The organism is Streptomyces sp. V4I8 (genome assembly GCF_041261225.1).
In the GTDB taxonomy this organism is placed as follows: domain Bacteria; phylum Actinomycetota; class Actinomycetes; order Streptomycetales; family Streptomycetaceae; genus Streptomyces.
Map to the genome: position 1 here is coordinate 6,865,836 of NZ_JBGCCN010000001.1, position 23,205 is coordinate 6,889,040.

24 protein-coding genes and 2 pseudogenes are annotated in these 23,205 nt (G+C 66.3%); 19 read left to right on the forward strand and 7 right to left on the reverse strand.

Features of this window, described 5'->3' with window-relative positions:
* Window position 1: 1 nt before the first annotated feature.
* Both ABIE67_RS31280 and ABIE67_RS31285 read right to left on the reverse strand, forming a co-directional pair.
* The gene (locus ABIE67_RS31280; protein ID WP_370264727.1) at window positions 2-208 is read right to left on the reverse strand and encodes an MbtH family protein; all 207 of its coding nucleotides are present in this window, start codon (window positions 206-208) and stop codon (window positions 2-4) included.
* A gap of 2 nt (window positions 209-210) precedes the next feature.
* Window positions 211-1,701, reverse strand: coding sequence for an MFS transporter (locus ABIE67_RS31285; RefSeq protein WP_370264728.1), 1,491 nt, complete (start codon window positions 1,699-1,701; stop codon window positions 211-213).
* Between the two features lie 269 nt (window positions 1,702-1,970).
* On the opposite strand from ABIE67_RS31285, the gene ABIE67_RS31290 reads away from it, so the two are divergent.
* A complete protein-coding gene (locus ABIE67_RS31290; RefSeq protein ID WP_370264729.1) occupies window positions 1,971-2,789 on the forward strand; it encodes an SAM-dependent methyltransferase in 819 nt (272 codons plus the stop codon).
* Window positions 2,790-2,836: 47 nt separating this feature from the next.
* Here the strand turns inward: ABIE67_RS31290 and ABIE67_RS31295 are convergent, their stop codons facing one another.
* Entirely contained in the window at window positions 2,837-3,757 is a 921-nt protein-coding gene (locus ABIE67_RS31295; protein WP_370264730.1) for a helix-turn-helix domain-containing protein, read from the reverse strand.
* A 137-nt stretch (window positions 3,758-3,894) separates the two neighbouring features.
* Window positions 3,895-4,125 carry a DUF397 domain-containing protein gene (locus tag ABIE67_RS31300; protein WP_370264731.1) on the reverse strand — a complete coding sequence of 77 codons (231 nt, stop codon included), beginning with the start codon at window positions 4,123-4,125 and terminating at the stop codon, window positions 3,895-3,897.
* 198 nt (window positions 4,126-4,323) lie between these two features.
* On the opposite strand from ABIE67_RS31300, the gene ABIE67_RS31305 reads away from it, so the two are divergent.
* Both ABIE67_RS31305 and ABIE67_RS31310 read left to right on the forward strand, forming a co-directional pair.
* A complete protein-coding gene (locus ABIE67_RS31305; RefSeq protein WP_370264732.1) occupies window positions 4,324-4,893 on the forward strand; it encodes an ATP-binding protein in 570 nt (189 codons plus the stop codon).
* Between the two features lie 247 nt (window positions 4,894-5,140).
* Window positions 5,141-5,491, forward strand: coding sequence for a hypothetical protein (locus ABIE67_RS31310; RefSeq protein WP_370264733.1), 351 nt, complete (start codon window positions 5,141-5,143; stop codon window positions 5,489-5,491).
* A gap of 1,349 nt (window positions 5,492-6,840) precedes the next feature.
* On the opposite strand, the gene ABIE67_RS31315 is transcribed toward ABIE67_RS31310, so the two are convergent.
* Window positions 6,841-7,680: a DUF4231 domain-containing protein gene (locus tag ABIE67_RS31315; protein ID WP_370264734.1), complete on the reverse strand. Its 840-nt coding sequence runs from the start codon at window positions 7,678-7,680 to the stop codon at window positions 6,841-6,843.
* Between the two features lie 514 nt (window positions 7,681-8,194).
* Between ABIE67_RS31315 and ABIE67_RS31320 the strand changes: the two are divergent.
* From ABIE67_RS31320 to ABIE67_RS31345, 6 genes and pseudogenes are all read left to right on the forward strand, one after another.
* Window positions 8,195-8,949, forward strand: a pseudogene (locus ABIE67_RS31320) (transposase family protein).
* Window positions 8,950-8,967: 18 nt separating this feature from the next.
* A pseudogene (locus tag ABIE67_RS31325) lies at window positions 8,968-9,360 on the forward strand (site-specific integrase); the annotation flags it as partial.
* A 239-nt stretch (window positions 9,361-9,599) separates the two neighbouring features.
* A complete protein-coding gene (locus tag ABIE67_RS31330; protein ID WP_370264735.1) occupies window positions 9,600-10,181 on the forward strand; it encodes a hypothetical protein in 582 nt (193 codons plus the stop codon).
* Between the two features lie 1,060 nt (window positions 10,182-11,241).
* Window positions 11,242-11,544 carry a DUF6313 family protein gene (locus ABIE67_RS31335; RefSeq protein WP_370264736.1) on the forward strand — a complete coding sequence of 101 codons (303 nt, stop codon included), beginning with the start codon at window positions 11,242-11,244 and terminating at the stop codon, window positions 11,542-11,544.
* 2 nt (window positions 11,545-11,546) lie between these two features.
* Window positions 11,547-11,846 (forward strand): DUF6313 family protein, encoded by a 300-nt coding sequence (locus ABIE67_RS31340; protein WP_370264738.1) that lies wholly within the window; start codon window positions 11,547-11,549, stop codon window positions 11,844-11,846.
* Window positions 11,846-12,505 carry a pentapeptide repeat-containing protein gene (locus tag ABIE67_RS31345; RefSeq protein WP_370264739.1) on the forward strand — a complete coding sequence of 220 codons (660 nt, stop codon included), beginning with the start codon at window positions 11,846-11,848 and terminating at the stop codon, window positions 12,503-12,505. Before ABIE67_RS31340 ends, ABIE67_RS31345 begins: the two co-directional genes overlap by 1 nt.
* A gap of 459 nt (window positions 12,506-12,964) precedes the next feature.
* Here ABIE67_RS31345 and ABIE67_RS31350 read toward each other — a convergent pair whose 3' ends face one another.
* Window positions 12,965-14,086, reverse strand: coding sequence for a hypothetical protein (locus ABIE67_RS31350; RefSeq protein ID WP_370264740.1), 1,122 nt, complete (start codon window positions 14,084-14,086; stop codon window positions 12,965-12,967).
* Between the two features lie 610 nt (window positions 14,087-14,696).
* On the opposite strand from ABIE67_RS31350, the gene ABIE67_RS31355 reads away from it, so the two are divergent.
* The 3 genes from ABIE67_RS31355 to ABIE67_RS31365 all read left to right on the forward strand — a co-directional run bounded on the left by ABIE67_RS31355 (window position 14,697) and on the right by ABIE67_RS31365 (window position 17,158).
* The gene (locus ABIE67_RS31355; protein ID WP_370264741.1) at window positions 14,697-15,098 is read left to right on the forward strand and encodes a hypothetical protein; all 402 of its coding nucleotides are present in this window, start codon (window positions 14,697-14,699) and stop codon (window positions 15,096-15,098) included.
* A gap of 264 nt (window positions 15,099-15,362) precedes the next feature.
* Window positions 15,363-16,598 carry a helix-turn-helix domain-containing protein gene (locus tag ABIE67_RS31360; RefSeq protein WP_370264742.1) on the forward strand — a complete coding sequence of 412 codons (1,236 nt, stop codon included), beginning with the start codon at window positions 15,363-15,365 and terminating at the stop codon, window positions 16,596-16,598.
* Window positions 16,595-17,158: a flavoprotein gene (locus ABIE67_RS31365; RefSeq protein ID WP_370264743.1), complete on the forward strand. Its 564-nt coding sequence runs from the start codon at window positions 16,595-16,597 to the stop codon at window positions 17,156-17,158. The genes ABIE67_RS31360 and ABIE67_RS31365 overlap by 4 nt, the downstream gene beginning before the upstream one ends.
* A gap of 216 nt (window positions 17,159-17,374) precedes the next feature.
* On the opposite strand, the gene ABIE67_RS31370 is transcribed toward ABIE67_RS31365, so the two are convergent.
* The gene (locus ABIE67_RS31370; protein WP_370264744.1) at window positions 17,375-17,770 is read right to left on the reverse strand and encodes a GntR family transcriptional regulator; all 396 of its coding nucleotides are present in this window, start codon (window positions 17,768-17,770) and stop codon (window positions 17,375-17,377) included.
* A gap of 163 nt (window positions 17,771-17,933) precedes the next feature.
* Here ABIE67_RS31370 and ABIE67_RS31375 point away from each other — a divergent pair, with 163 nt between their 5' ends.
* The 7 genes from ABIE67_RS31375 (at window position 17,934) to ABIE67_RS31405 (ending at window position 23,204) form a co-directional block, all read left to right on the forward strand.
* Window positions 17,934-18,233, forward strand: coding sequence for a hypothetical protein (locus tag ABIE67_RS31375; RefSeq protein ID WP_370264745.1), 300 nt, complete (start codon window positions 17,934-17,936; stop codon window positions 18,231-18,233).
* Window positions 18,230-19,225 carry a DUF2637 domain-containing protein gene (locus tag ABIE67_RS31380; RefSeq protein WP_370264746.1) on the forward strand — a complete coding sequence of 332 codons (996 nt, stop codon included), beginning with the start codon at window positions 18,230-18,232 and terminating at the stop codon, window positions 19,223-19,225. Before ABIE67_RS31375 ends, ABIE67_RS31380 begins: the two co-directional genes overlap by 4 nt.
* Window positions 19,222-19,872, forward strand: a complete 651-nt coding sequence (locus tag ABIE67_RS31385) for a GGDEF domain-containing protein (protein WP_370264747.1) — start codon at window positions 19,222-19,224, stop codon at window positions 19,870-19,872. Before ABIE67_RS31380 ends, ABIE67_RS31385 begins: the two co-directional genes overlap by 4 nt.
* On the forward strand, window positions 19,872-20,255 hold the full coding sequence (locus ABIE67_RS31390; RefSeq protein WP_370264748.1) for an RRQRL motif-containing zinc-binding protein: 384 nt from the start codon (window positions 19,872-19,874) through the stop codon (window positions 20,253-20,255). The genes ABIE67_RS31385 and ABIE67_RS31390 overlap by 1 nt, the downstream gene beginning before the upstream one ends.
* A 77-nt stretch (window positions 20,256-20,332) precedes the next feature.
* Window positions 20,333-22,588, forward strand: coding sequence for a cell division protein FtsK (locus ABIE67_RS31395; RefSeq protein ID WP_370264749.1), 2,256 nt, complete (start codon window positions 20,333-20,335; stop codon window positions 22,586-22,588).
* 140 nt (window positions 22,589-22,728) lie between these two features.
* Window positions 22,729-22,980 (forward strand): hypothetical protein, encoded by a 252-nt coding sequence (locus ABIE67_RS31400; RefSeq protein ID WP_370264750.1) that lies wholly within the window; start codon window positions 22,729-22,731, stop codon window positions 22,978-22,980.
* 35 nt (window positions 22,981-23,015) lie between these two features.
* A complete protein-coding gene (locus tag ABIE67_RS31405; RefSeq protein ID WP_370264751.1) occupies window positions 23,016-23,204 on the forward strand; it encodes a hypothetical protein in 189 nt (62 codons plus the stop codon).
* The last annotated feature ends 1 nt before the right edge of the window (window position 23,205 follow it).

Consider the following 23,205-nt stretch of genomic DNA (forward strand, 5'->3'; position numbering starts at 1 on the left):
CTCAGGCATCTACGCCCGTGCGAGCGGGACATATGTCCGTCCAGCGACTCTCGACGAAGGCGAGGCAGTCGGCGCGGCTGCTCGCGGTCAGCGCCACGTCCCACCCGTCCGGCACGGTGATCCCCTCGGGCCACAGGGAGAACTGGCCCCGGGCGTTGGCGAGTACGAGATAGGTCCCGTTCTCGTCCTCGAACGGATTGGTGGTCATGATCAGCCCTCCACGAGTTCTTTGCTCCCGGGATTGTCCGGGTTGTCCGTGTTGTCGGGGACATCAGGGTGCTCCGGGGCCCCGGGATCGCCGGGGCGCGCGGAGTCTTCGGCGGTGTCGGGGGAGTCGCCGGCCACGTCGGGCAGCAGCGTGTCGATCTCCCGTACCGTGCGCCGGGTCATGCTCAGCACGCCGACGGCGATACCGCAGAGCCCGGCGATCAGCAGCATGGCGGCCATACCGCTGCCCGGCCCGTCGCCCACGAGCGGCCCCAGCACCACGAAGATCCCGGCCCCGTCGGCCGCCTGCGGTTCGAAGACATGGTCGGCGAGCGGCCCGGACACCGCGGTCGCCAGCGGGACGGAGATCTGCGACAGGAACATCACGGCGCCGAAGACCCGGCCGTGCCACTCCTGAGGAACCTTGGTCTGCACGATCGCCTGCATCGTGCCGTTGATCATCGGCATCAGCGCCGCACCCACCAGAATGGCCGCGCACCAGCCGACCACCCCGCCCGCGAGCGCCATCGCCACCTGGGCGGACAGACACATACCGATGATCCCCAGCAGCATGCCCCGCGCCCGGTTCTTCGGCCCGCTCCACGCCGCCATCAACAGCCCGCCCGCGACCCCGCCGACCCCGATCGCCGTGTTGACGCTCGCCAGCGCCGCGGTCTCGCCGCCGGACCGGGCCAGCACCATGGGCTGTACGGCGGCGAAGCCGAAGACCATGACCAGGTTGACCGCGCAGAACGCCAGCATGAGATCGCGCAGGCTCGGATACCGGAAGAGGAACCGCATCCCCTCCACGGCCTCGGCGGTGAGCTTCTTGCGCGGCCCGCCCGCCGGCTTCTCCGCGGGACCGGTGTCCCCCCGCATCCGCACGACCCGGACGGCGGCCAGCGCGAGGGCGAAGCTCACCAGGTCGGCGACCAGGATGAAACCGAGCCCCGAGAACGCGACCAGGAGGCCGCCCAGAGCGGGACCGCCGACGTCCGCCGTGCTCTTGGCGCTCGCCAGCAGGCCGTTGGCCCGCTGGAGCTGCCCCTTGTCCACCAGCAACGGCACGGCGGCACCCAGCGCCGGGAACTGGAAGGCGGCGGCGGAGCCGAGCAGCATGACGGCCCCGTAGACCTCCCAGGTGTGCAGCCCGCCGGTGAAATGCAGGACGCTGAGCAGCGCCACGATCAGCAGCCCGCCTCCGTCGGCGAGTTGCAGCGCCGTACGCCTCCTGATCCGGTCGACGAAGGCTCCCGCCAGCGGGCTGAGCAGCACCTGGGGCAGCATCGCGCACAGCGACAGCGTGGTCAGCGCCGTGGCCCGGCCGGTCGCCGACCAGGTCTCGAATACGAAGGCGAACCGCAGAACGGAATTGCCCACCAGGGAGATCGCCTGCCCGCTCCAGACGAGCATGAAGGGACCCATGCCGTCGAACCGGCCGGTCCTTCCCCCGTCCTGCGCGGTGTCGCCCAGCGAGCGCGCCGAATCGGCCACGTGCGTACCCCCGTCGAATGTGGCTTTCGACGGAGAACCTTAGTTCGAAGTCGCGCGCGGCACAGCCGGATCGCGAAAGGCGTGCGGAAAGCCTCTCGGGCGCCGCTCCCCACCTGTGAGGTCCCCGCACCGGGTCGGGACACGGGCACGCGGGAGTGGTCATTCACCGCGTGGTTGCCCGATGGACTGGCCGGACCAACTGCGGCCTCCCTAGGATGTGTTGTCGGCGAGGTGATCTCCTCGGCCGTGCCCTGTGACTGGGGGAAACGATGGAGCCTGGAAAGCAGCTGTCCACGTCGATCGATGCCACGATTCCGACGGCCGCGCGTATGTACGACTACTACCTCGGCGGCAAGGACAACTACGCCTCCGACCGAGCCGCCTGCGAGGAGCTGGACAAGGTCGTCCCCAGCACCCGCGCCCTCGCCCTGAACAACCGCCGCTTCCTGCAGCGGGTGGTCCGGACACTGGCCGAGGACTACGGCATCCGGCAGTTCCTCGACCACGGCTCAGGCCTGCCCACCCAGAACAACGTCCACCAGGTCGCGCAGGCCGTCGACCCGTCCTCGCGCGTGGTCTACGTCGACAACGACCCGATGGTCCTGGTCCATGGCCGCGCCCTGCTGGAGCAGAACGAGAACACGGCCGTCATCCACGCCGACATGCGTGAGACCGACGCCATCTTCGCCCACGCCGACACCAAGCGCCTGATCGACTTCTCGCAGCCGGTGGCCGTGCTGTTCAACTCGGTCTTCCACTGCATCCCGGACAGTGACACCGACGGCCCGCTCGCCGTGGCCCGCCGGGTGCGCGAACGGCTCGTGCCCGGCAGCTGCATGGTGATGTGCCAGCTGGTCAGCGAGGACGCCGAGGTCCGCAAGTTCGTCACCGACTTCATGGACCAGGCGACCCAGGGGCACTGGGGCCGGGTGCGCGAGGAGAAGGACGTCGCGGAGTTCTTCGAGGGCCTGGAGATCCTGGAGCCCGGCCTGGTGGAGGTCTCCACCTGGCGCCCCGACACCGAGGTGGCACCGCGCCAGCTCACCCAGGAGTGGATCGAGTTCGGAGGCGTGGGCCGACTGCCGTAAAGAGGCTTCGCCCTGGGGGGGTGCGGTGCCCTACGGGGTGCGGTGCCCTACGGGGCGGGGGAGTAACGGGCCTTCGTCTCGCGCAGCCGCTCCAGCGACTCGCGCGGGTTGAGGGCCTCGTCGCCGAGGCGGTCCAGGGCGATCCGGTACTCCTCCGTCTCGTCCTGGTCCTCCAGGAAGGCGGCGCTCTTGATGTGCTCCAGATAGACGATGTCGGCCAGATCGACGCCCCCGAAGCGCAGATAGGTGACGGGAATGGCCGGCGCGGACGCGTTGGTCACGTCCAGGGGCACGATCTGCAGGGTCACATGGGGGAGCCGCGCCATCTCCTCCAGGTACTCGAGCTGCTCGCGCATCACCTCGCGGCTGCCCAGCATCCGCAGCAGCACCGACTCGTCCACGATCGCCCACAACTGAGGCGGGTCCGCGCGGTGCACGAGCCGGCGCCGCCGCATCCGCAGCTCCACACGCCGCTCCACCTCACGGCCGGGTGCCGTCGGCAGCCCGCGCTCCACCACGGCCCGTGCGTATGCCTCGGTCTGCAACAGGCCGGGCACGTACTGGATCTCGAAGGTACGGATGGCCGTCGCGGCCTCCTGCAGCCCGACCAGCCGGTCGAACCACTCGGGCATCAGCCGCTTGTCATAGCGCTGCCACCATCCCGGCTCACCGGCACGCTTCAGCAACTGCAGCAGCACCGAGGCCTCGTAGTCCCCGGCCCGGTACTCCTTCAGCAGCAGGCGGACATCGGCCTCCGTGGGCGGCCGACGCCCCTTGCCCGCCTCGATGCGCGACAGCTTCGCCGGGCTGAACCCCACGGCACGCGCCGCCTGTTCCTGGGCGAGACCCGCGTCCTCGCGGATCCCCGCCAGCTGGACGCCGACCAGCATCTTCAGCAGGGTCGGCGCGGGTTCGGTCCGGTTGAGGTACGGCTCAAGGCGGGAGATGCGAGGTGACTCGGCGGACATCCTGACTCCCCGTAGACGGGCATACGACAGACCGCATTATCGCATCCCGCCGCCTCCTGCCGCCGGAACCGCAGCAAGTGGAAGGCTCAACTACCGCTTCCCGTCGGTGTTTCGCCTCCCGCCGGTCCTCCGTTCAGTCAAACGAGGTGGTCGAACTCTCCCTCCTTGGCGCCCGCCAGGAACGCGGTGATCTCGGCCGGGGTGTACACCAGGGCCGGCCCTTCGGGGTCGCGGGAGTTGCGCATCGCGATGCTGCCGTCGCCCAGGCTCGCCACCTCGACGCAGTTGCCCTCGGCATTGCTGTGCCGGCTCTTGATCCAGCGGACGCCCAACGAGCTTGCCCGTACGCCGTTCGGTGCTGTTGGCACTGCACTCTCCTTGCTCACGTTCCGCCACGTGCGCGCCCCGCCGCCCCTCCGGGCCCGGACCGCACCACGTGCTCTGCATCGACACCGCTCGCGCAATTTCCCGTGAAATTGCACGGAGGCGCTGTCGGCGTGGATAATAGTCCCTGGCGTCAACGCCCGCGCGGACGCCGCGTCCTGACCGTGTATCAGGGAGACGTTGTGTCCTTACCTGCGTACGAAGGGCTCCGACTGCCCGGCAGTGCCGCGTCTCCTGCGGGGTCGGCGGTGACCCCGGAAGAACGCGAACGCCCCGGTGCCCCGGCCCGGGCCCGGCTCACCAGGCCCGAACCCCCGCGCACCTCGCCCCGTGCCGCCGCCCTGCGCCTGGTCGGCGCCGAACAGGGCTGCGGCCAGGCCCGCGACTTCGTCCGCCGCACCCTTGCCGACTGGTCGTTGGACCACTGCGGCGCGGACGCCCTCACGGTGGTCGCCGAGCTGCTCGCCAACGCGGTGCTGCACGCCGCACCGCACCCCACGGCCCGCCCTTCGTCCGGCGCCGAGGCCGAGATCTGGCTCAAGCTCAGCCTCCGCCGCCCGGCCCACCTTGTCTGCGCGGTCGTGGACCCGAGCGACAACCCGCCGGTCTACCCGCACACCAGCGACCCCTTCGACGAGCACGGCCGCGGGCTGCGCATCATCGACGCCCTGTCCGAGCACTGGGGCTGGACCCGACGCCAGCCCGCGGGCAAGACGGTCTGGGCGATGCTCCGAACCGACCGGCCGGCCTGACCCGGCTGTCACCGCGGCACCGCAGCACCGCAGCATCCACAAATGTGCCGCAGCACACGAACATTTGGGCAAGTGCCCGAATAGGCCGCCATATATGGGATGACCCGGCCGGTGGTGTAACACAGTCACGAGAGCGTGGCGCAGGACTAGGCAGAGAAAGGAACAGGTCGCCTTGGAGCCCCCATTTCGGCTCGTAGGGCAACCAGTCAGCCCAGTCAGCCCAGTCACGCGTCAGATCGGATTTCTCGTGAACCCCGACCCGGTTTCCGGATACCAGACATACGACCAGCCCACAGGCCCCGACCACTCCCGCCGCAACCAGGCCGTCGGCCGAAGAGCCGCCCTCACCATCTGCACGATCGCCGACGTCTCGGCAGGTCTGCTCGGCCTGTGGATCGTGCTGTACCTGCTCGACGCGAACCAGGGCAACGCGTTCGTGGAGTTCGTCCACGGTGCTGCGGACTGGCTCGGAGGATGGGCACAGGACATTTTCACGATGGACACAGAAGGCCTACGCGTCATCCTCAATTACGGCCTTCCAGCCGCCCTTTATCTGCTCCTCGGCCACGGAATTGCCGCCCGCCTCAACCGGGCCTGACGGCATTACCCAGCGGAAGGACCGGCACTGTGACCCGAATTCCCCCCGGAAACGATCACCTGCCCATTTATGAAGACCTCGTGCGCGAACGCGGAGACGCCGTGGCGGAAGCGCAACAGGCAGCCGCACACACCCAACACGCGGCAGCGGAACTCCTGCCCGACGCCGAGACACCCCCCTGGGACCGGCCGCCGAGCCACCACGCTCAGCCCGGCCTGCGATGACCCCCGGAGCCGCCGCCCCGCCGGTCGCGCTCCGCGCGAACCTTTCCCCGAGCGAGCCCAACTGACTCGCCCCATCCCACGCCCCCGACGCCGACCGTGATCAACGTGCCCCGCGACGCGGAACCCGACCTCCGCCAGGGACTGTGCGCCACCTATCCGGTGCCGACTGCCCGTAACACGGCGCGCTGGGCGGACGAGAGCCCGCCCAGCGCTGCGGCGGCGCCCCGCGCCGGAGCCTCCACAGTCGTACTGCCAGCGGCTCCTCGCGGTCGCCGGGCGTAAGTGAAGCGTCACAGCACATATCGCAAAGGCCCGTCTCCCGAGGGAAACGGGCCTGGGCACCTAGAGGACCTGCACAAGTGCAAGTCCTCTAGGTGCCCCCGGCAGGATTCGAACCTGCGCACACGGCTCCGGAGAGCATAGGTATTACATGCCTGATTGCGGCTCTGACCTGCAAGGGAGCCGCGCAAATCGTCTGACCGCGCGTGGTTCACACGCTCCTCACACGTGCGCCAGGGGAAAGAAGGGTGCTCCCGACTGCTAGGGCCCGACGGGAGGCAGCTGAGGCAAGCGGCTGCAACACACCAGGGTGTTGCAGCACCGGACTCAGACCGGACAGGTGGGACAGGTCGATTTCGCGCTGTCCCACCTTTTTGCGCAGGTCAGCGCCGGTAGTGGGACAGTCGGACAGCTGAGACAGGACTCTCCAGGCCAGCCTCGTTCATCGGCTGCTTCGTGGAAGACCCCAGTCCGTCACGCTGAGACCTGCGCGTATGAGGAACTGCTCGCTGATCCCAAGCTGCTGGAAGGGGGAGCGCCCGTGTCGCCTGAGCCAGGAGTCGCGGCGCTCCTTCTCGTCTTGCGGGAGCGTGAACCAGTCGTCGAAGTGAAGCCCCGGGTTATCACTCACGGTCAAGTTGCTTTGCGCTAGGGCGTAATCAGCTTCTGCGGGGTTTCTTCTGAGACGCACGAGAATCCATGCCGTCTCGATGGTCATCCCCGCCCGTTGCCTTCCCGTGAACCGATATGCGCGCCATTGCGTGATCGGAGACAGGAGCCATCGTTTCGTGGAGAGCTGCATCAGTCCGGACCTCTGACTTGGTGGCGGTCGGTATGGACGTTTGCCTAGACCGTTCCGTCCCTGCCTTCATGAGGCTGATCGAGTTGCTGTTCGCGCTTGCGCTGTTCAATGCGCAGGGCCTCAACATCCTTGGTTAGCTTCGCCAAGTTCTCGGTTGCTTCGCCGGTGTAGGGGGGGATCCCTAGTTCAAAGGCTGTGGCGTGCTGTTCGATGGCGTCGGCAGTCTGCTGCAAGTAGAAGCTGCGCTCGCGGTATTTGAAGTAACCGGTGAAGCCGGCAGAGACTCCGACGGCGAAGCTCAGGCCTACCGTTACCCACTTCAGGTACGAAGGCGTATCGGCCAAGCTGGCTGCCGTGGTGGTCCCAAGCGAACCGATGATGATGACGGACTGAAAAGCATTGTGAATGCGCCGGTAGTGCTGGGCCTCTGCGCGAAGTTGATCGAGTTCCCGAGGCAGCGAATCCTTGTAGGTGAACTGGCGCTGATCAACTGGGACGTTGAGCTGTTTAGCTTGAAGGAGTCGCCGTTCCTCGGCTATTTCCAGTTCTAGTTCCAGCTGCCGAACGGATTTACGTTCGTCTATGTTGGATTCACCTTCACTGTCGCGATTTTCCATTTCAAGGAGGAAGCCAAAGGTGATTCCGCACAAGATGGTCAGTGGAATCGCAATCCCGTTGATCTTGCCGATGTCGACCGTTCGCCAAGTTGCCACGGTTGCAATGAAAATGGAAACAACCCCGAACGCTGTGATGAGCCCTGTACCCCAAAGAGTTCGCAGCTGGAGTTTCCGCGTTCGGATCCGAGCTTGTAGCTCCAGGATTTCGGTCTTGTGCTCTAGGAGCTGTTCGGTGGGGCCGCTCGTGGTTTGGTCAGGCTCTGTCATGCCCCACTCCCCCCAGTGGTCACGGATGTCGCGGATGGAATCGTACAAGCCGGATAGCGCGTTTGGATCTCCGCTTGAAGGATTAGCGGCAATGCCCTGAGAATTGACCGAATGGGCCTGCTATTGACATTCGGTCTGTTCGATGCCTTTTCGGGTGCCCGAGGTGTGAGGGGTGCGGGAATCGGCCTTACGGGCGGATCGCAGTATTGTTCGATTGAGGTTGGAGAAGCGAGGCATGACCTCGAACGATGCGCGACTCGCGGACCTCATGACGCCTAAGGCATGCGGCGGCATTGTGGCTGATTCCTTGAGGAGAGGGCGTGGCGCCAATACACGTGCAGCACAGAGGGGCCCGGCCGGAAAGAGCGGCACCCGGACACTTTGTCCGGCCTGGCTCAGTCAGCCCTTTTCAAGATGGCGGTGCTGACCGCGAGTTGGACTGTCCTGCGCAACGACGAAGCTCCTAGTAGACGGGTTCTCGACCAAGATCACCCGTGTCCGCCAGGAGCTTCGCGTGCTTGTCTACCCGTCCTCGATTGATCTGTCCAGCCGCACCTTGCGGTTCCTGACCGGGCAACTGACAGCCCGGCGGCAGGAGATCGGAACGCGGTGGCGGCGCCTTCCTGCCGGACGTCAGGCCCTGCTCGCCCTGGCCCACCTGCGGTGCGGTGACACTTACGCCCAGCTCGCCGCCGGGTTCGGCATCGGGATCGCGACCGCGTACCGCTACATACGTGAAGCCGTCGAGGCCCTGGCCGCCCTCGCGCCGTCCTGGACGAGGCGATGACGACGATCCGGGCGAAGGCGTTCGTCATCCTCGACGGCACCTTGCTGCCGATCGACCGCATCGCCGCCGACGCCCCGTACTACTCCGGGAAACATAAACGCCACGGCATGAACGTCCAGGTCCTCACCGATCCCTTCGGACGACTGCTGTGGGCCTCGCCGGCTCTGCCCGGCTCGACTCACGACCTGACCGCCGCGCGGCAGCACGGGATCATCGAAGCCCTCGCCGATGCGGGGCTCAAATGCTGGGCAGACAAGGCGTATCAAGGCGCCGGCGGATCCGTCCGGGTTCCGTTTCGGGGCCGCTGCCTCAAGCGATGGAAGCGTCGCCACAACACCACCCACGCCAAGATCCGCTGCCTCGGCGAGCGGGCCATGGCCACCATCAAGGGCTGGCGCCTCCTGCGGAAGCTCCGCTGCAGCACCAACCGAATCACCGACGTGGTGAAGGCCGTCCTCGTCCTTCACCACGCATCAGCGTGAGGTTGGAAAAGGCTCACGGACCGGCCGGTACCGATTCCGCCCGTGCTGGTGGCGATGCTCCGCGCGCACCTGAAGGAGTTCGGCACCGCGAAAGACGGTCGGCTCTTCCCCAACGAACGAGGGGACCTGCTCGGCACCTCCAGCTACTGGCGGGTGTGGCAGGAAGCCAGACCGCTGGCGCTTCCGCCGGACAAGGTGGACTCGCCCTTGGCCCGGAAGCCCTACCACCTCCGGGCCACATGCATCACGAACTGGCTCCGCGCAGGTCTCCCCGTAGCCGAGGTGGCCCGGCGCGCCGGCAACTCCCCGGAGGTCATCCACCGCCGGTACGCGGGCGTCATCGACGACAGCGAGGAGGAGAACAACAAGAAGATCGAAGCAGCCATGGGCTGGGTAATCGAAGGACCATGACGGTCCCTTCGGTTTGCAGCAGGCGAGCCCTGGGCTCGCCTGCTGCGCCTCTCAAGTGCTAAGGCGACCGCAAGCCCTTAGTTCTCGCGCCGGGCCTCTACGGTCGGGCTTGCGAGGGAGTGCGTCTTCCCCGCGAATTCTTGGCGTGCGTCTGGGCTGAAGAGTCCGCCAACAGCATCCGACACGCAAGTCGCAGAAACGCGTGGCGAGCAGCTCCAAGGTCAGCAAAACTCCTGGCCATGGACGCAGGATTTGCAGCCGTACTCGGTGCCGCCGTGGGCGCCATTGGCACCGGAGGCGCAGGCATCACCGCAGCACTCCTCGCCCGTTCGCAGACCAAGTTGCAGCTACGGGCTGAACACGTGCGGATGATCCGAGAGCCGCGAAAGGTTACATATGTTGCATACACGGAAGTAGCGCGCAAGCTTCACGATTTCATGAGTGAAGCTGTGAGTAAGTTTTACGGCATGGCCAGTCATTCCCATGGGATCACGGAGGATGAGGTCAGCGAAGTTCGCGCACTTTACGATCAAGTCGTTGCCACCCAGTCCGAGTTCGATCACACACAAGCGCAGATCTATGTTGAGGGACCTCCCTCAGTGCGCAAGGCGGCCATCACGCTAGGTTCAAAGTTGAGCGACTTTCGGGGCGGTATCTTCGACAGACTTTGCGACCTGGAGCGTCGACAGATCGTTCCCGCAATTGAGCAAGTCGATGCCTTGAAGGAAGCGCGGTCCGCGGCGCATCGGGCGTACCTCGACTTCCTCTACAGCGCCTCTGAGGCCATTGGTGCCGACGGTGTGGGGACGCCAATCGAGTAAGACACCAGTCTCTCGCTTGCGTCGGAGGGTCGCCCACCCCGAGGGCCACGGCTCAGTCGTGGGTAGGGCCTCCACGCCAGCCACACGCCACTCACACGCGAACAGCGGTTGAGAGTGACAAAGAGCGGGATCCAGTGAGACTGGATCCCGCTCTTTGTGTCAGGCATCTGCGCTGGTCAACCGCATGATCATGCTGGTCGAGGCGGAGTGCCCCCGGCAGGATTCGAACCTGCGCACACGGCTCCGGAGTGATTGCGCCGATCACGTCTCGCAACCTTCTTGACCTGCGGCGGAACCTGATGAGGAGTCCACAGTGACACAGAGTGTGTCGGAGGTGTGTCGGGCAGGCTCTAGAAGAACTCGGCCCCTTGAGCGCCCTAGTGATCCTGCAAGCCCCCTGGACGCCTCTTACCGCTCCTTGCAGGAGCGGCTCGCAACCATGGAGCTTGGGCACGCTTGCGGGAACAGCTCCAACCGGATGGGGAAACGATGACTTCGCCACTGAATGACGCGGGTGCTAATGCCTTGGGACAGGCAGCCAACGGCTACTTGCACGGCAACCTCCTCAAGAAGGCTGCGCGGGGGGCGGGGATGCTCCTCGTCACGGGGGCCAAGAAGGCTGGTCCGGTGGTCGTTAAGGCCATCAGCCGGAAGTGAGTTCTGATCTCCTGCCTCGCCCCGCCCGGTGCCGAGAGTGATGCTCGGCACCGGACGGGTAGCCCAGGCAACAGATCAGATGCTTAGAAGAGACTGGTCTTGTCTCGGGCGGTCAAGTCCGTGACCTGCGGTAAAGCTGCTGTAGTGAGCCCTGCCTGATCAACCGTCACCGAGCATTCACCGGAGCGGATCGCTCCAAGCCTCGCTCAGGTCGTGGGTCCGTGGCATGAAGTGTGCCGGTTCATGATTCCTTCACGTTCCACACGATGAGAGCCCATGCGACGGGTATGTTCAGGTTGTGACTTCGGGGGAACCGTCGATACCACCGCCTGCGCCGAACTGGCGTACCCGTGCGCGCCGTTTATGGCGATCCCGGGATGCTCTGCCGCGCCTCCAGCGTTGGATGCTGCGCCTCGTTCCTGGGCTGCTCGGTCTCATAGCTCTGTACCTACTCAACGGCTTCTTGAACGGCTGGGCCCAGGCCTACAACCTTCTCGCCACCATCACCTCTCCGGGAGACGTCAGGCAGCAATGGTGTGCCTGGCCGCTTTCGCTCGCAGGCTGGGCCGTGATGCCAGCACTCGTCGGGGGAGCAATCGGCTACGTCGTGACCACACAGATCGAAACCCACCGGACACAAGAACTGGCGGAGTTGCTTGATGAGCTGCGTCGTTGCTCCATCCCACAGCCTGACGAGGGAGGGTGAACTTGCTCTCGCTCTACGACCTCTGTGCCGACGGAGGGGATGACGCCAAGCTGGCGCAACAGTTCGCGGGCCAGTGGCACGGCAGCGACTGGGCAGTAGCAGAGGACCACTGGGAACAACTTGTTAGTCGCGTGCTCCAGACACGGGACATGCAGCGCTACACGCCGAGGGCTGCGTTGCGAGTCAGTGAGCGCATAGCGCTCGACATACTCAAGGTGTACTTGCCCCATCAGCGCAGTACCTGCCCCATATGCAGGCACCTCATCGACCAGCGACTACCTAGAGCTGAAAGGGAGGCGTGATGGAGGACAGGACTGTTGAGGAAGAGCTGCGCGGCCTTCTCTACTTGACATGCCCGGACGCGCCAGACGATGCCCGCCGGGAGGCACTCGTCCTGCTCGCCGATTTCAATCACCAGCTCTCGGAGGATGAGGCTGCCCACCTCAGTCGAAGGCTGAGTCCACCTGCTACCAAATGGGCTACGGTCGATCTACGGCGTGCCGACCTGCGTGGCACCGATCTCAGGAACGCCGACCTGCATCGTGCCAACCTGGCCGGCGCCGACCTGCGTGGCACCGATCTCAGGAACGCCGACCTGCATCGTGCCAACCTGGCCGGCGCCGACCTGCGTGGCACCGATCTCAGAGACGCCGACCTACGCCATGCCCGCTGGGCGGCTCGCCATGAGGTTGGAGCAGGGATAGCTGGCGCAGCTGTGCTGGCGGCCGGAGTGTTACTTCCCCCTACTCGACTGCTTTACGGTGCAGTGCTGGCGGTCGGCAGTGTGGGCAAGCTGCGCCGTGTCTTGGCCGCTTTGAAAGGCGCTCAGTGGTCAACGGGAACTCGTTGGCCGAGTGCTTGGAAACCGATCATGCTGTGGGCGTCGGTCGCGACTTCGCCTACTACCTACGTTGTCGGTGAGGGCCAGGAACAGCAGGCAGACGAACGCATCCTACGGTGACGAGGCTGTCGCTCCGGCGCGCAGTTGGCGAGGGCTAGCCGCCGACTTCACGTACAACTTGCAATCAGGTCGGGCATCGAGCCAGATATGGCTCCGGAGTGATTGCGCCAATCGAGCTTTGACCTGCGCAGGAGCCACTCGGTGCGATGCAGGGACACACAGTATGTCGGAAGTGTGTCGCAGGAAGCCTCAGTTTGCCGCCGCCAGCACTGCGCCGGCCACTCTCCCCGTGCGGGCGAATATGCCCTGGGCGCCGTGGGGCAGAGACTGCTCCCCCAGAAGTATCTTGGGTTCGGGCGATGCCTGGCTGATGGGCTGCTCACCTGTGCTGATCGTCCGCGGACGTCCACCCTTGTTCGTCGGTGCGCGTCAGCGTTGTCACGCAGTTAGGCACTCACGCGAGTCTGACTCCGGAGGAGTGCGACTCGTTTCCGCAGATTACTGCGAACATCAGGACGGTCAAAACTTTTTAGGCATGCTCAATACGTAGGACCACGGGGACTGTGCGTGCCCAGTTTGCGCACTTCGCCAGTCAATTACTCCACTAGCTGCGAACAACGAAAGTGTCGTTAATACGCTGGCAGGCGCAAGCACGCCGATGTGTAGTGCCGAAGCCGCCGCAGCGGCCAGCGCTGGTGGTGTCAGAGAAATAGTGAGAGCCTGCTGTGTTACGTCCAGCTTGGCTTTGCGGTATGCCCTCTTGGTCGCGTCGATTCGCTCATTGGCGATCTCTGCTAGCTGTCGCTTGAGTGTCTGATACGAGTCCACGGAGGAGACTTCGGTGAACTCGGTGACCAAGGACTGCACTCCCGCTTGAAAGCGAAGACGCTCGGAGCTGAGCCTTTCCCGGCAATCAGCGATCTGTGCCGGATCTGCCGTGGCAAGGTTCTTGGGAAGGTAAGCCTGAAGCACTGCCGAGGCCACATCTCCCCGCAACCCCGCATCGCTGTAGAGCGCAACATCGGTGAATTCCTGGCGGTCGGTTACGATGTCACGTTTGCCTAGCTGTGCCAACCGGTTGGCACACAGTGAGAGGAAGTGAAATGCTATGTCCTTAGGGAGGATATATGTCTCGGCGGTGTCTGTGACAGTGACGAGATTGCCTTGGCGGATCTGTTCGGCAATGCTCAGAATCCGGGATGCGGATTCGGTATCTCCATCGGACTCATGGATCTCCACCTGCCGTATCAGCCTCTCATACTCCTCGTGAGCTGACCCCGGTTCTGGTTCCACCAAACGACCCACGTCCGCTTCGAAGTAGCGTCTCTCGAATGCGGGCACTTCCCATGCGGATATCTGAACGTCCACCTGCTGACGTTCGACGTGGAGGAAACCCCGCTCACGGAGTAAGCGCTCCAGGGGCCCTCGCACCTTATCTGCATATAGGGAAGCAAGTTCCCAGGGACCAGGGGTCATCTCCCTCATCAGACGTTCCGATCGAAGGTCCAGCCATTCCGCGAACTGTTGCAAAATCTCCTCAGAACGCAGAAGCTCCCCGCTTGTAACTGGTCGTTGCACAGTTCTTCGCTGCCAACCCACAGCAGGCGTTCGAAAGACCTTCAACACCTTGTCGAAGTACATCGGGCCTGGGATGGGAACATTGACCTCTTCCGTAACGCTACCCAACTCGTCCCAAGGCCTGGCGATCTCCCATACCCTTCCGAGTGCCTCATTGAGCTCAGTGACGGCCCGCGGTGGAGGTGGGGTTGAAGGGAGTTGCATCGTGTAGACGCGATCCCAAAGTAGAGAACCCAGCCGTAGCCACGATTCCGACGGATGAAAGTGCGGGTAGTAGATTGCGCTATTCACCGTGCTCCTGGACAAGCGTTGCGGGTGCGAGCCCCCGATCGTAGTGCCCCAGCGAGAGCTTGGCCTACGTTTTATCCCAAACGTGGACTAGCGAGGGCGGTCCGATAGGTTCCTGAAGTACACACCTCGAACAAACGACCGCCGACCTACCGATCTGCGAGGGGTCGGCTTCGCCGACGGGCTGTAACACTCCCGGGGTGTTGCAGCCGTCTGTGACTGGACAGCCAGGACACCTGCTTTTTGCTGTCCGGACTGTTTGTGCAGGTGAGGGGCGTAACCGGACGGCAGGACAGTTGGTGTCAGTCGGGCGTCGTACGGTCTAACCAACCGAACTCATTGGGGTCAAGTGCCCGAACAAGTAGGCGAGGTGAGATGGTGGTGGATGAAGCTACGCAACCCGAGGGATGACAGGTTCTTCCTGTACTACCCCAATGGCGGGGGTGCAGACGCCAAGGTTCTGCGGGTATGTGATCGGGGTGGCATCGAACATGCGATCCTGATCTGGAGCATTTGCCATGAATGCCGGTGTGGCCTGATCGCAAAGATCTCGATCATCCCTGAATGGCAGCGTCAGGGTCTGGGGCGCCGTCTCGTGCGCTGGGCCCTGCGTGAGGGACCGGGCTACGCCTGGGTCACGTCGAGCCAGTCACCGGACGGGCAGCAGTTCTTCCCCGTGTTCGCGCGGGAGACTGGCGCAGCGCTCACCAACAAAGGGGAGGCGTGTGCCCACGTTGACGTCGTGAACCGCTCTTTCCCCAGGCCTCGACTCGTCCGCGACGTCTGAGTTCGTCTCCGGCCCGGACACCCCGGACAGCCACAACAGATGGTGTCCGGGGTGTTTGTGCAGGTGGGAGCCATAGCCGGACAGCCGGACAGTGCGGACACCTCCCGGCGCGCCTCGATCAGACCCGGACAATCCGTCCGGGTCCTCGCCTGTTCAGTGCCGCACGCTGGCCATGAGCGGCCAGGGCTGAGATCACTTACGCCTTCCCCCGCCACGTCGGTACCTTGAAAGACGCCCCTACTCGGCAGCGGGAGGCAACACCCCATGCGTGGTCTTGGAGATCATCTCAGCATCGGCGAGCGCATCGCGTTCTATCGGAAGCGCCGTGGCTACACGCAAGAGGTGCTGGCCGGTCTGGTCGGTCGTAGCACTGACTGGCTCGCGAAGATCGAGACCGGGCGTCGGAAGCCGCCCCGTATCGACATGCTCGCGGAGCTGTCGCGCATCCTGCGCGTGCCTCTCGGAGATCTGCTCGGGCAGACCGTCCTCGTGGAAGACGAGCGCCAACAGGACGACGTCCCTGCTGTACGCGATGCCCTTATGAGCCCGCGTCGCCTCTCGCGTCTGCTCTTTGGCGCCGAGGCTGAGACTCAGCTGCCGACACCCGCCCCCGTGGCCGTGCGGGTGGAACAGGCATGGAACGACTACCAGGGCGGACGGCTCGGCAGTGTCATCGCTGCTCTTCCCGCGCTGCTTCAGACCGCACAGGAGTTGGAGGATCGCGCGGCGCGTCGGGGCGATGACCGTAGCGATTGCTGGGCAGTTTCGGCCCGTACGCACCATCTCGCCGCTACGACGCTCGCGAAGATCGGTGAGTCCGACATCTCATGGCTCGCTGCCGAGCGCGCGATGCGGGCCGCTGACGAGTCGGACGACCCGCTCGTGTTGGCCTCCGCGGCCCGGTCCGGCACGCATGCTCTGCTTGCCAACGGGCGCTACGACGACGCTCTAGAACTGGGCAATACGGCGGCAAGGTGGCTGTCGTCTCAGGTGACAGAGAACGATCCGGCCGCCCTCAGCTTGCTAGGGATGATCCACCTGCGTGCCGCAGTCGCGGCAGCGCGGCATCAGGACCGGCCCACTGCCACGGGGCTGTTGGACCGTGCCGAAGAACTCGCGGACGACCTCGGTTCGGATGAGAACTACTGGCAGACCGGATTCGGGCCGACGAACGTCCTGCTCCATCGCCTGTCCGTTGAGCTGGACCTCGACAACGTCTCGTACGTGGTGGAACACGGCCGAATCAACGTCGACCACATGCCGCAGGAGCGCAGCGTCTCCCACCGCATCGACTACGCGCGGGCTCTGTCGCTCGCCGGCCAGGGAGACGAGGCGTTCGCGGAGCTGCGTACGGCTGAGCGGACGTCGCCGCAGCTCGTACGCAACAATCCGAGGGTGCGCGAGACACTGCGGGACCTGATCAAGCAGTCTCCCGTGACCGGCGGCTCGCGCTCGTCCGAGGTGTTCGTAATGGCGCAACGGTGCAGGGCGGTCCAGTGAGTTCAGGCAAGCGCGGGGTGCTCGGGGTCGTTGGGTCGGCGGCCGGGGGCGTAGAGGCACTGCGTGCCGGCCTCGTCGAACCCGCGATGGACCGCGGATGGCGGGTGGCCGTCACGCTGACGCCGACCGCAGGTCAGTGGCTGCGGATGAGCGGGGAGGTTGAGCGGCTGGAGAAGCTCACCGGCCTACCCGTACGCGACGAACCGCGCTTGCCCGGTGAGGCCCGGCCGCATCCGCCAGTTGATTGCTACGTGGTCGCTCCCGCGTCCGCCAACATGGTCGCCAAGCTCGCGACTGGCCTGATGGACAACCAGGCACTGACCCAGGTTGGCGAAGCTGTTGGCACCCTCGGTCTGCCGGTCGTCGTCTTCCCGCGGGTAAACGCGGCGCACGCTCGCCACCCCGCGTGGCAAGGTCACATGGACGCCCTTCGGGCAGGGGGAGTGCATGTCGTCTACGGCCCGGACGTCTGGCCGCTGTACGAGCCGAGGGAAGCGCCGGCGGGCCGCGAACTCCCGTGGGCCGCAGTGCTGGAAGCCGCAGAGGAAGCCACTCGGTGACGAGTCGTCAACCTCCCTGATCTGCAAGGAAAGAGGACCCGGACAGTCTGTCTGGGTCCTCTTCCATTTCCGGCCGCATCCTCATTGCCATGTCAGGGATCAATGAGCGAAGCGGCGAGCTGGGAGGTCTGACTCCCACAGAATTAGCCTTGATCGAAGCGAGTTTGGGCGAGGCGCGTGCCACGGTCGAACGACTGTTGAGGCGCGCGGAGGACCTCACGGCGCGGGTGGAGTCCCGTCGCCGACAAGCTGTTCAAGGCGGTCCAGTCGCTCGCCGAGCATGCGAAGAGCGTCATGAATCGAGCTGAGCTCTGCTGCCAGTGCGGTGAACGCGGGGCTACTGCCCGGCTCGGTGCCGAGCGGCATCGAAGGGTCACGGACGAACGTTCCGCGGCCCTGCTGGGTGAGAACCAACCCCTCGTCGCGGAGCTGGCCATACGCGCTCTGCACGGTCATGAGCTGCACGCCAAGGTCCTTAGCGAGTTTGCGGGCCGCGGGGAGCTGGTCTCCCGGGTCGTACTCGCGGTTCGGGCCCGTGATCTTCTCGCGAAAATCCGCGGCGATTTCCTTGGCCGTGGGTGCCTGCTTGGGCGCTTCTGGGCTCTGCTCCATGGGTTCGAGAGTAGCCGGACCTAGGTCAATCTCTGCTCCTCCGCGCATCCCCTTGACAGTCAGATTGACCTAGGTCAATCTGAACATGCTGCGGCACTGGGACTCCCCAGCAAGGTCGCCCGCCGCCGTGGTTCTCCCTGCCCATCGACTGAGGAGCACGTCAATGCGCACGTACGTCGGCCATCAACAGGCCGTCTCCGCTGAGGACTTCGTGGAACTCGCTCTCGGCACGCCGGTTGAGCTGTGGCTCGGAGCGGACGGCGAGACCGATGAAGAGCGCGCGGCCCGCCTGGACGCGGCGCGCGACATCCTCGCCGACCCCGAGTACCGCAGCCTGCCGGACGACGTGGCCCGCATCGCCGCCGAGGTGATCGAGGCGCACGCCCCGGAGCTGTTCAACGTCGTCCCACTTGCGCGCCCGGCCCGGCGCCGCCGGAGCTCCCGGAAGGGAGCGGCGGCATGACGGCCACAACAGAGTCGACGCGGCCAACGGTGCCGCCGCTGACGAAGCCGGAGACGGGCCTGGCCGGACTGGGCGCGCTCGCCGCGGCCGGAGTCGGCGCCCTGGGACTGATCGCCTCGTTCGACGCGGTCTCCTCTGCCGCCGCCCGGTGGGGCTTCGGGGAACCGTGGATGCTGCCGGTCGGGATCGACGTGGCCATTCCGGTGTTCACCGTGGCCAACCTGCTGTTGATCCGGATGGACATGGCGTTGGCGTGGGTGCGGTTCGTGCCGTGGGCGCTGACGCTGGTCACGTGCGGGCTGAACGTCGCCGCCGGGCACTCGCTGTGGGCCAAGGTCGCGCACGGCACGATGCCGCTGCTGTGGGTGGTGTTCTCCGAGATCGGCGCCCACGTCTACGCCGTGCGGATCGGCGCCGCGACCGGCCGGCGGATGGAAAAGGTGCGGTTCTCCCGCTGGATGCTCGCCCCGCTGTCGACCTTCGCCCTGTGGCGCCGGATGACCCTGTGGGAGATCACCTCCTACTCGGAGGCGCTGAAGCGGGAGCGTGAACGGCAGTTGGCCCGCGCCCGGCTGCGCGAGCGGCACGGTCGGCGGTGGCGGTCGAAGACCCCGCGCCCGGAACGCGTGCTGCTGAAGCTGGGTGAGCTGGCCCCGGCAAGCGAGGACGTGCCGCCCGTGTCGCCGCAGGAGACGGAGAAGCCGAAGCCAGAGGCGGCCAAGGCGCCGCGCAAGCGCCCGGCTGGCACCAAGGGCAAGGCCAAGCCCGGCAAGGCGACGCGGACTCCGGCGGAACTGGTGACCGAGGCGCGCCAGGCCACGGCCGAGTGGGCCGATGACGCGATCAACGCGGAAGCCATCCGGACCACGCTGCACTGCTCGGCTGCCAACTCCCGTGTGCTGCGTGACCTGTTGCTGAACGATCGGGCCGAGGGACGCCGACTTCACTCCGTCGATGCCGACGACAACGGGGCTGAGGGGGCAGCGGCATGAATACCTGGCTGAGCATGGTCGCTGCGGCTGCGCCGGTCGCCTCCGGCTGGACTGCCCACACGCTGTGGCTGCGCCGGCGTCTGAACGTCGCCCGTCGTGACCCGCTGACCGGGTTACGGACGCGTGAGGCGTTCACCCGCCGCGCCACCGTCCTGCTGTCCGACCCGCGGGCGGTCGTGGTGCTGGCCGACGTCGACCGCTTCAAGCAGATCAACGACACCTTCGGCCACGCCGCCGGAGACGCCCTGTTGAAGGCGACAGCGGCTCGGCTCGCCCACCACGTTGGCCGTTCCGGGGTGGCGGGGCGGCTTGGCGGCGATGAGTTCGCCGCTGTCCTGATCGACGACCACGGCACCGCCTCTGACATGCTCGCCGTCCTGCACGGCGTGCTCGCCCGTCCGGTCGACGGGCAGAACCCGGCCGTACACACCACCGTCTCGCTCGGCTGGGTACGCGCCGCGGACTTCCCTGACGACGACCTGTCTGCCCTGCTGCGGCGCGCGGATGAGGCGATGTACGCGGCAAAGCAGGCGCGCGCTGGAACCCGCCGGGCGGGGCTGGGACGGCTGTTCGCCACCATCGCCGGACGGCGAGCCGGACGTTCCGGCGCGCGTGCCGATGTGCCCGTGGTGGGGGTGGCTGCCTGATGTCCGCCTACACCAAGTGCTTCGACCCGTCCGGCACCCGCTTCGGCATCCCCACCTTCCCGTGGCAGTTCGCCCCGGACGGCTACGCCACCCGCCGCCAGCTCCGAGCCAGCGGGCTCCGGCCGGGTGGACAGCCGGTCGCCGCGCAGGTGATGCGCCGGCACCGTGGCCGCAAGGCCGGGGTGCAGGTCGCCTACCTCTACCTCGTCGACCGTGCGAAGCCGGTGCGGCCGATGACGTCGCGCAAGTGGGGTGCGCTCGCCCTGGCGATGCTCGCCCGCCGCACCTGCCCCAAGTGCCGGATCACCTTCAGCTACTGCATCCCGACCTCGCTCGGGATGTGCATCCTCTGCGCCTACCCCGAGGAACAGCGCGCCGCGTGACTCACCACGGGGCCCGGTCTCAACCGACCAAAGCAGCGGCCGGGCCCCGCATGCCTCCCAGAGAGAAGGAAGTCTCAGTGAAACACCCCGACGACGACAACGAACTTTTCAACCGGCTGGAAGCCGAAATGGCCGCCAACTCCAACGGCGATGTGGTCGACCTGGACAAGGCCCGGTCGGCCCGTACCGAGTCGGCCGACCGCGCGTCCGACGCGTCGCCCGACTCCGGCCCCGACCGGTCGGCCGACGCGAAGACGACCGAGTCGGCCGAACCGAGCGAGGGGGAGTCGGACGACTCCGGCCCGGCTCTGGTCGACCGTGCGGCGCCTCCTCAGTCGGGCTCCCGTCTGATCGACCGCATCCGCGACTCCAAGCGGCTGGACGTCCTGCCCGCGTGGGTGAAGTCGGGCCCGGAGTTCGCCGACGCAATGCGGTGGCTTGCCGGGCACGTCTGGCACACCATCGCCTTCCACGCGGTCCGCGTGCCGTTCCTGTACCTGCCCAAGCTTGTGTGGCGCTCGCCGCGTGGCCTGGTCAATACCCTGGGCAGGATCGGCCGGTGGGCGGTCGATGCGGAGGGCGAGCCGCTGCGTCAGGCGGAGGCGCGGCGGGAGAACTCTGAGCTGTATCTGAAGCTGTCGCGGCAGCGGGACCGCCGGGTGCGGCTGCGGATGCTCGTCACGATGCTCGGATCCGTAGCCGCTTTGGTCATGGGTCTGTTCCTGGTGCTCGGCGCCGAACCGATGACGCAGGTCATCGCGGCCGTGGTCGCCGTGCTGACGCTGGGCTGGCTGGGTGCGCCGGCCGATGCACCGCTGGCCACGCGTGCGGTCATCAAGACCGAGGTGCAGAAGCTCACCAGCGACATCGTCATCAAGGCTATGGCCTCGATCGGCATCGGACAGATCGCCTCCGCCGTGGCCAAAGGGCAGGACGGCATCAAGTTCGTCGCCCCGATCACCCGCGAGGGTCCCGGCTGGCGCGCGGACATCGACCTGCCGTTGGGTGTCACGGTCGCCGACGTGGCCGACCGGCGCGCCCGGCTCGCCTCCGGCCTGCGCCGCCCGCTGGGCTGCGTGTGGCCGGACGCCGACCCGAGCGAGCACGAGGGGCGCCTGATCCTGTGGGTGGGGGACCGGGACCTGTCCAAGACCGGCATCGTCAAGTGGCCGCTCGCCAATGCGTCCAAGCACGACATCTTCAAGCGGATCCCGTTCGGTATCGACCCGCGCGGCCGGGCTCAGTCCGTGCCGATGATCCAGCACAACATCCTGATCGGCTCGCTGCCCGGCCAGGGCAAGACTGCCTCCGTGCGCGTGCTGTCCTGCGGAGCGGCCATGGATCCGTCCGTGGAGCTGTGGCTGCACGAGAACAAGGGAACCGGTGACCTGGACTCCCTCGAATGCGTCTCGCACCGGTTCGTTTCCGGCATCGACGACGACTCGATCAAGTACGCGGCCGACTCGCTGAAGCTGCTGCGCGAGGAAGTGATGCGCCGCGCTGCTGCGATCAAGAAGTTGCCGCGGGACCTGTGCCCGGACAAGCGGGTCACCCGCGCCATTGCCGACAAGCGCTCGCTCAAGCTGTGGCCGCTGGTGGGCGTGTTCGATGAGTGCCAGAACCTGTTCGGCCACCCGAAGTACGGCAAACAGGCAGGTGACGACGCCGAGTTCATCATCAAGCTCGGTCGCGCCCTCGGGGTGATCCTGATCCTGGCCACGCAGCGCCCGGACAAGGACTCCCTTCCGACCGGGATCAGTGGCAACGTGTCCATACGCTTCGCCCTCAAGGTTGCCGGGCAGGTCGAGAACGACATGATCCTGGGCACGTCGGCGTACAAGAACGGCGTGCGCGCCACGTCGTTCCGCCCGGAGATCGACGCCGGTAACGGCTACCTCGCCGGCGCGACCGCGCTGCCGGTCGTGGTGCGCACCGCCTACCTGGACGACAACGCCACCCACGCCATCGCCCAGCGCGCCCATGCCCTGCGCAAGGCGGCAGGGACCTTGTCCGGGCACGCGCTCGGGGAGGAAGTCGAGAGCACGTCGGGCCCGTCCTACGACCTGCTCGCCGACGTCGCCGCCATCGTGCCGCCGTCGGAAGAGCGGGTGTGGAACGAGCGGATCGCCGCCCGGCTCGCGGAGCTGCGGCCGGAGGTCTACGGCGGCTGGAAGGGCGAGAACGTCACCTCCGCGCTCAAGCCGCACGGCATCAAGACTCGCGACGTGGCCGGGACCACCGACGACGGCACCCGGACCACCCGCCGTGGCATCGCCCGCGCCGACCTCACGAAGGCAATCGCGGAGCGTGACGAAAAGCGGGGCGCCGCATAGCCCCGAGGGACTGCTACCGGTAGCACGTCGCCCTGCTACCGGTAGCACCCCCGCTAGCACCTCACATAGCACCTGATCTGCGATCTAGCGCATAGCACCCCACCTGCGAAAACCCCGGAAACCGCATGGAAGGGCCCCTCATGACCCCCATCGCCCTTGCTCTCGCCTGCCTGATGTTCGTTACGCTCGGTTACAGCGCTCTGTGTGCGGCCAGCCCGTTCGGCACCTGCCGCAAGTGCAACGGCTTCGGCTTCGCCATGGACACCGACCGCAAGGGACGGCCCAAGCCCGGCAAGAGTTGCCGCCGCTGCCGCGCGACCGGCAAGCGCATACGCGTCGGCCGCTGGCTGTTCAACCGAGCCCAGCGGATCTACCGCGAAGGCACCCACTGACCACTCGCCCACACCACCCGAAGGAGGTTCCGCCCGTGGCCGTCACCGTCTCGCTCGTGGCCCTGTTCGGACTCGTCCTGTTCTTCCTGCTGCGCTCCAAGTCCCTCGGCTACGGCGCCGCGTTCATCGCCGCCGGGTTCGGCTTCTTCCTCGCCTCCACGGGCGCCGCCGGACCGATCAACGAGCTCGCAGCCGCTGTCATCGACGCCGTCAAGCAACTGTGAG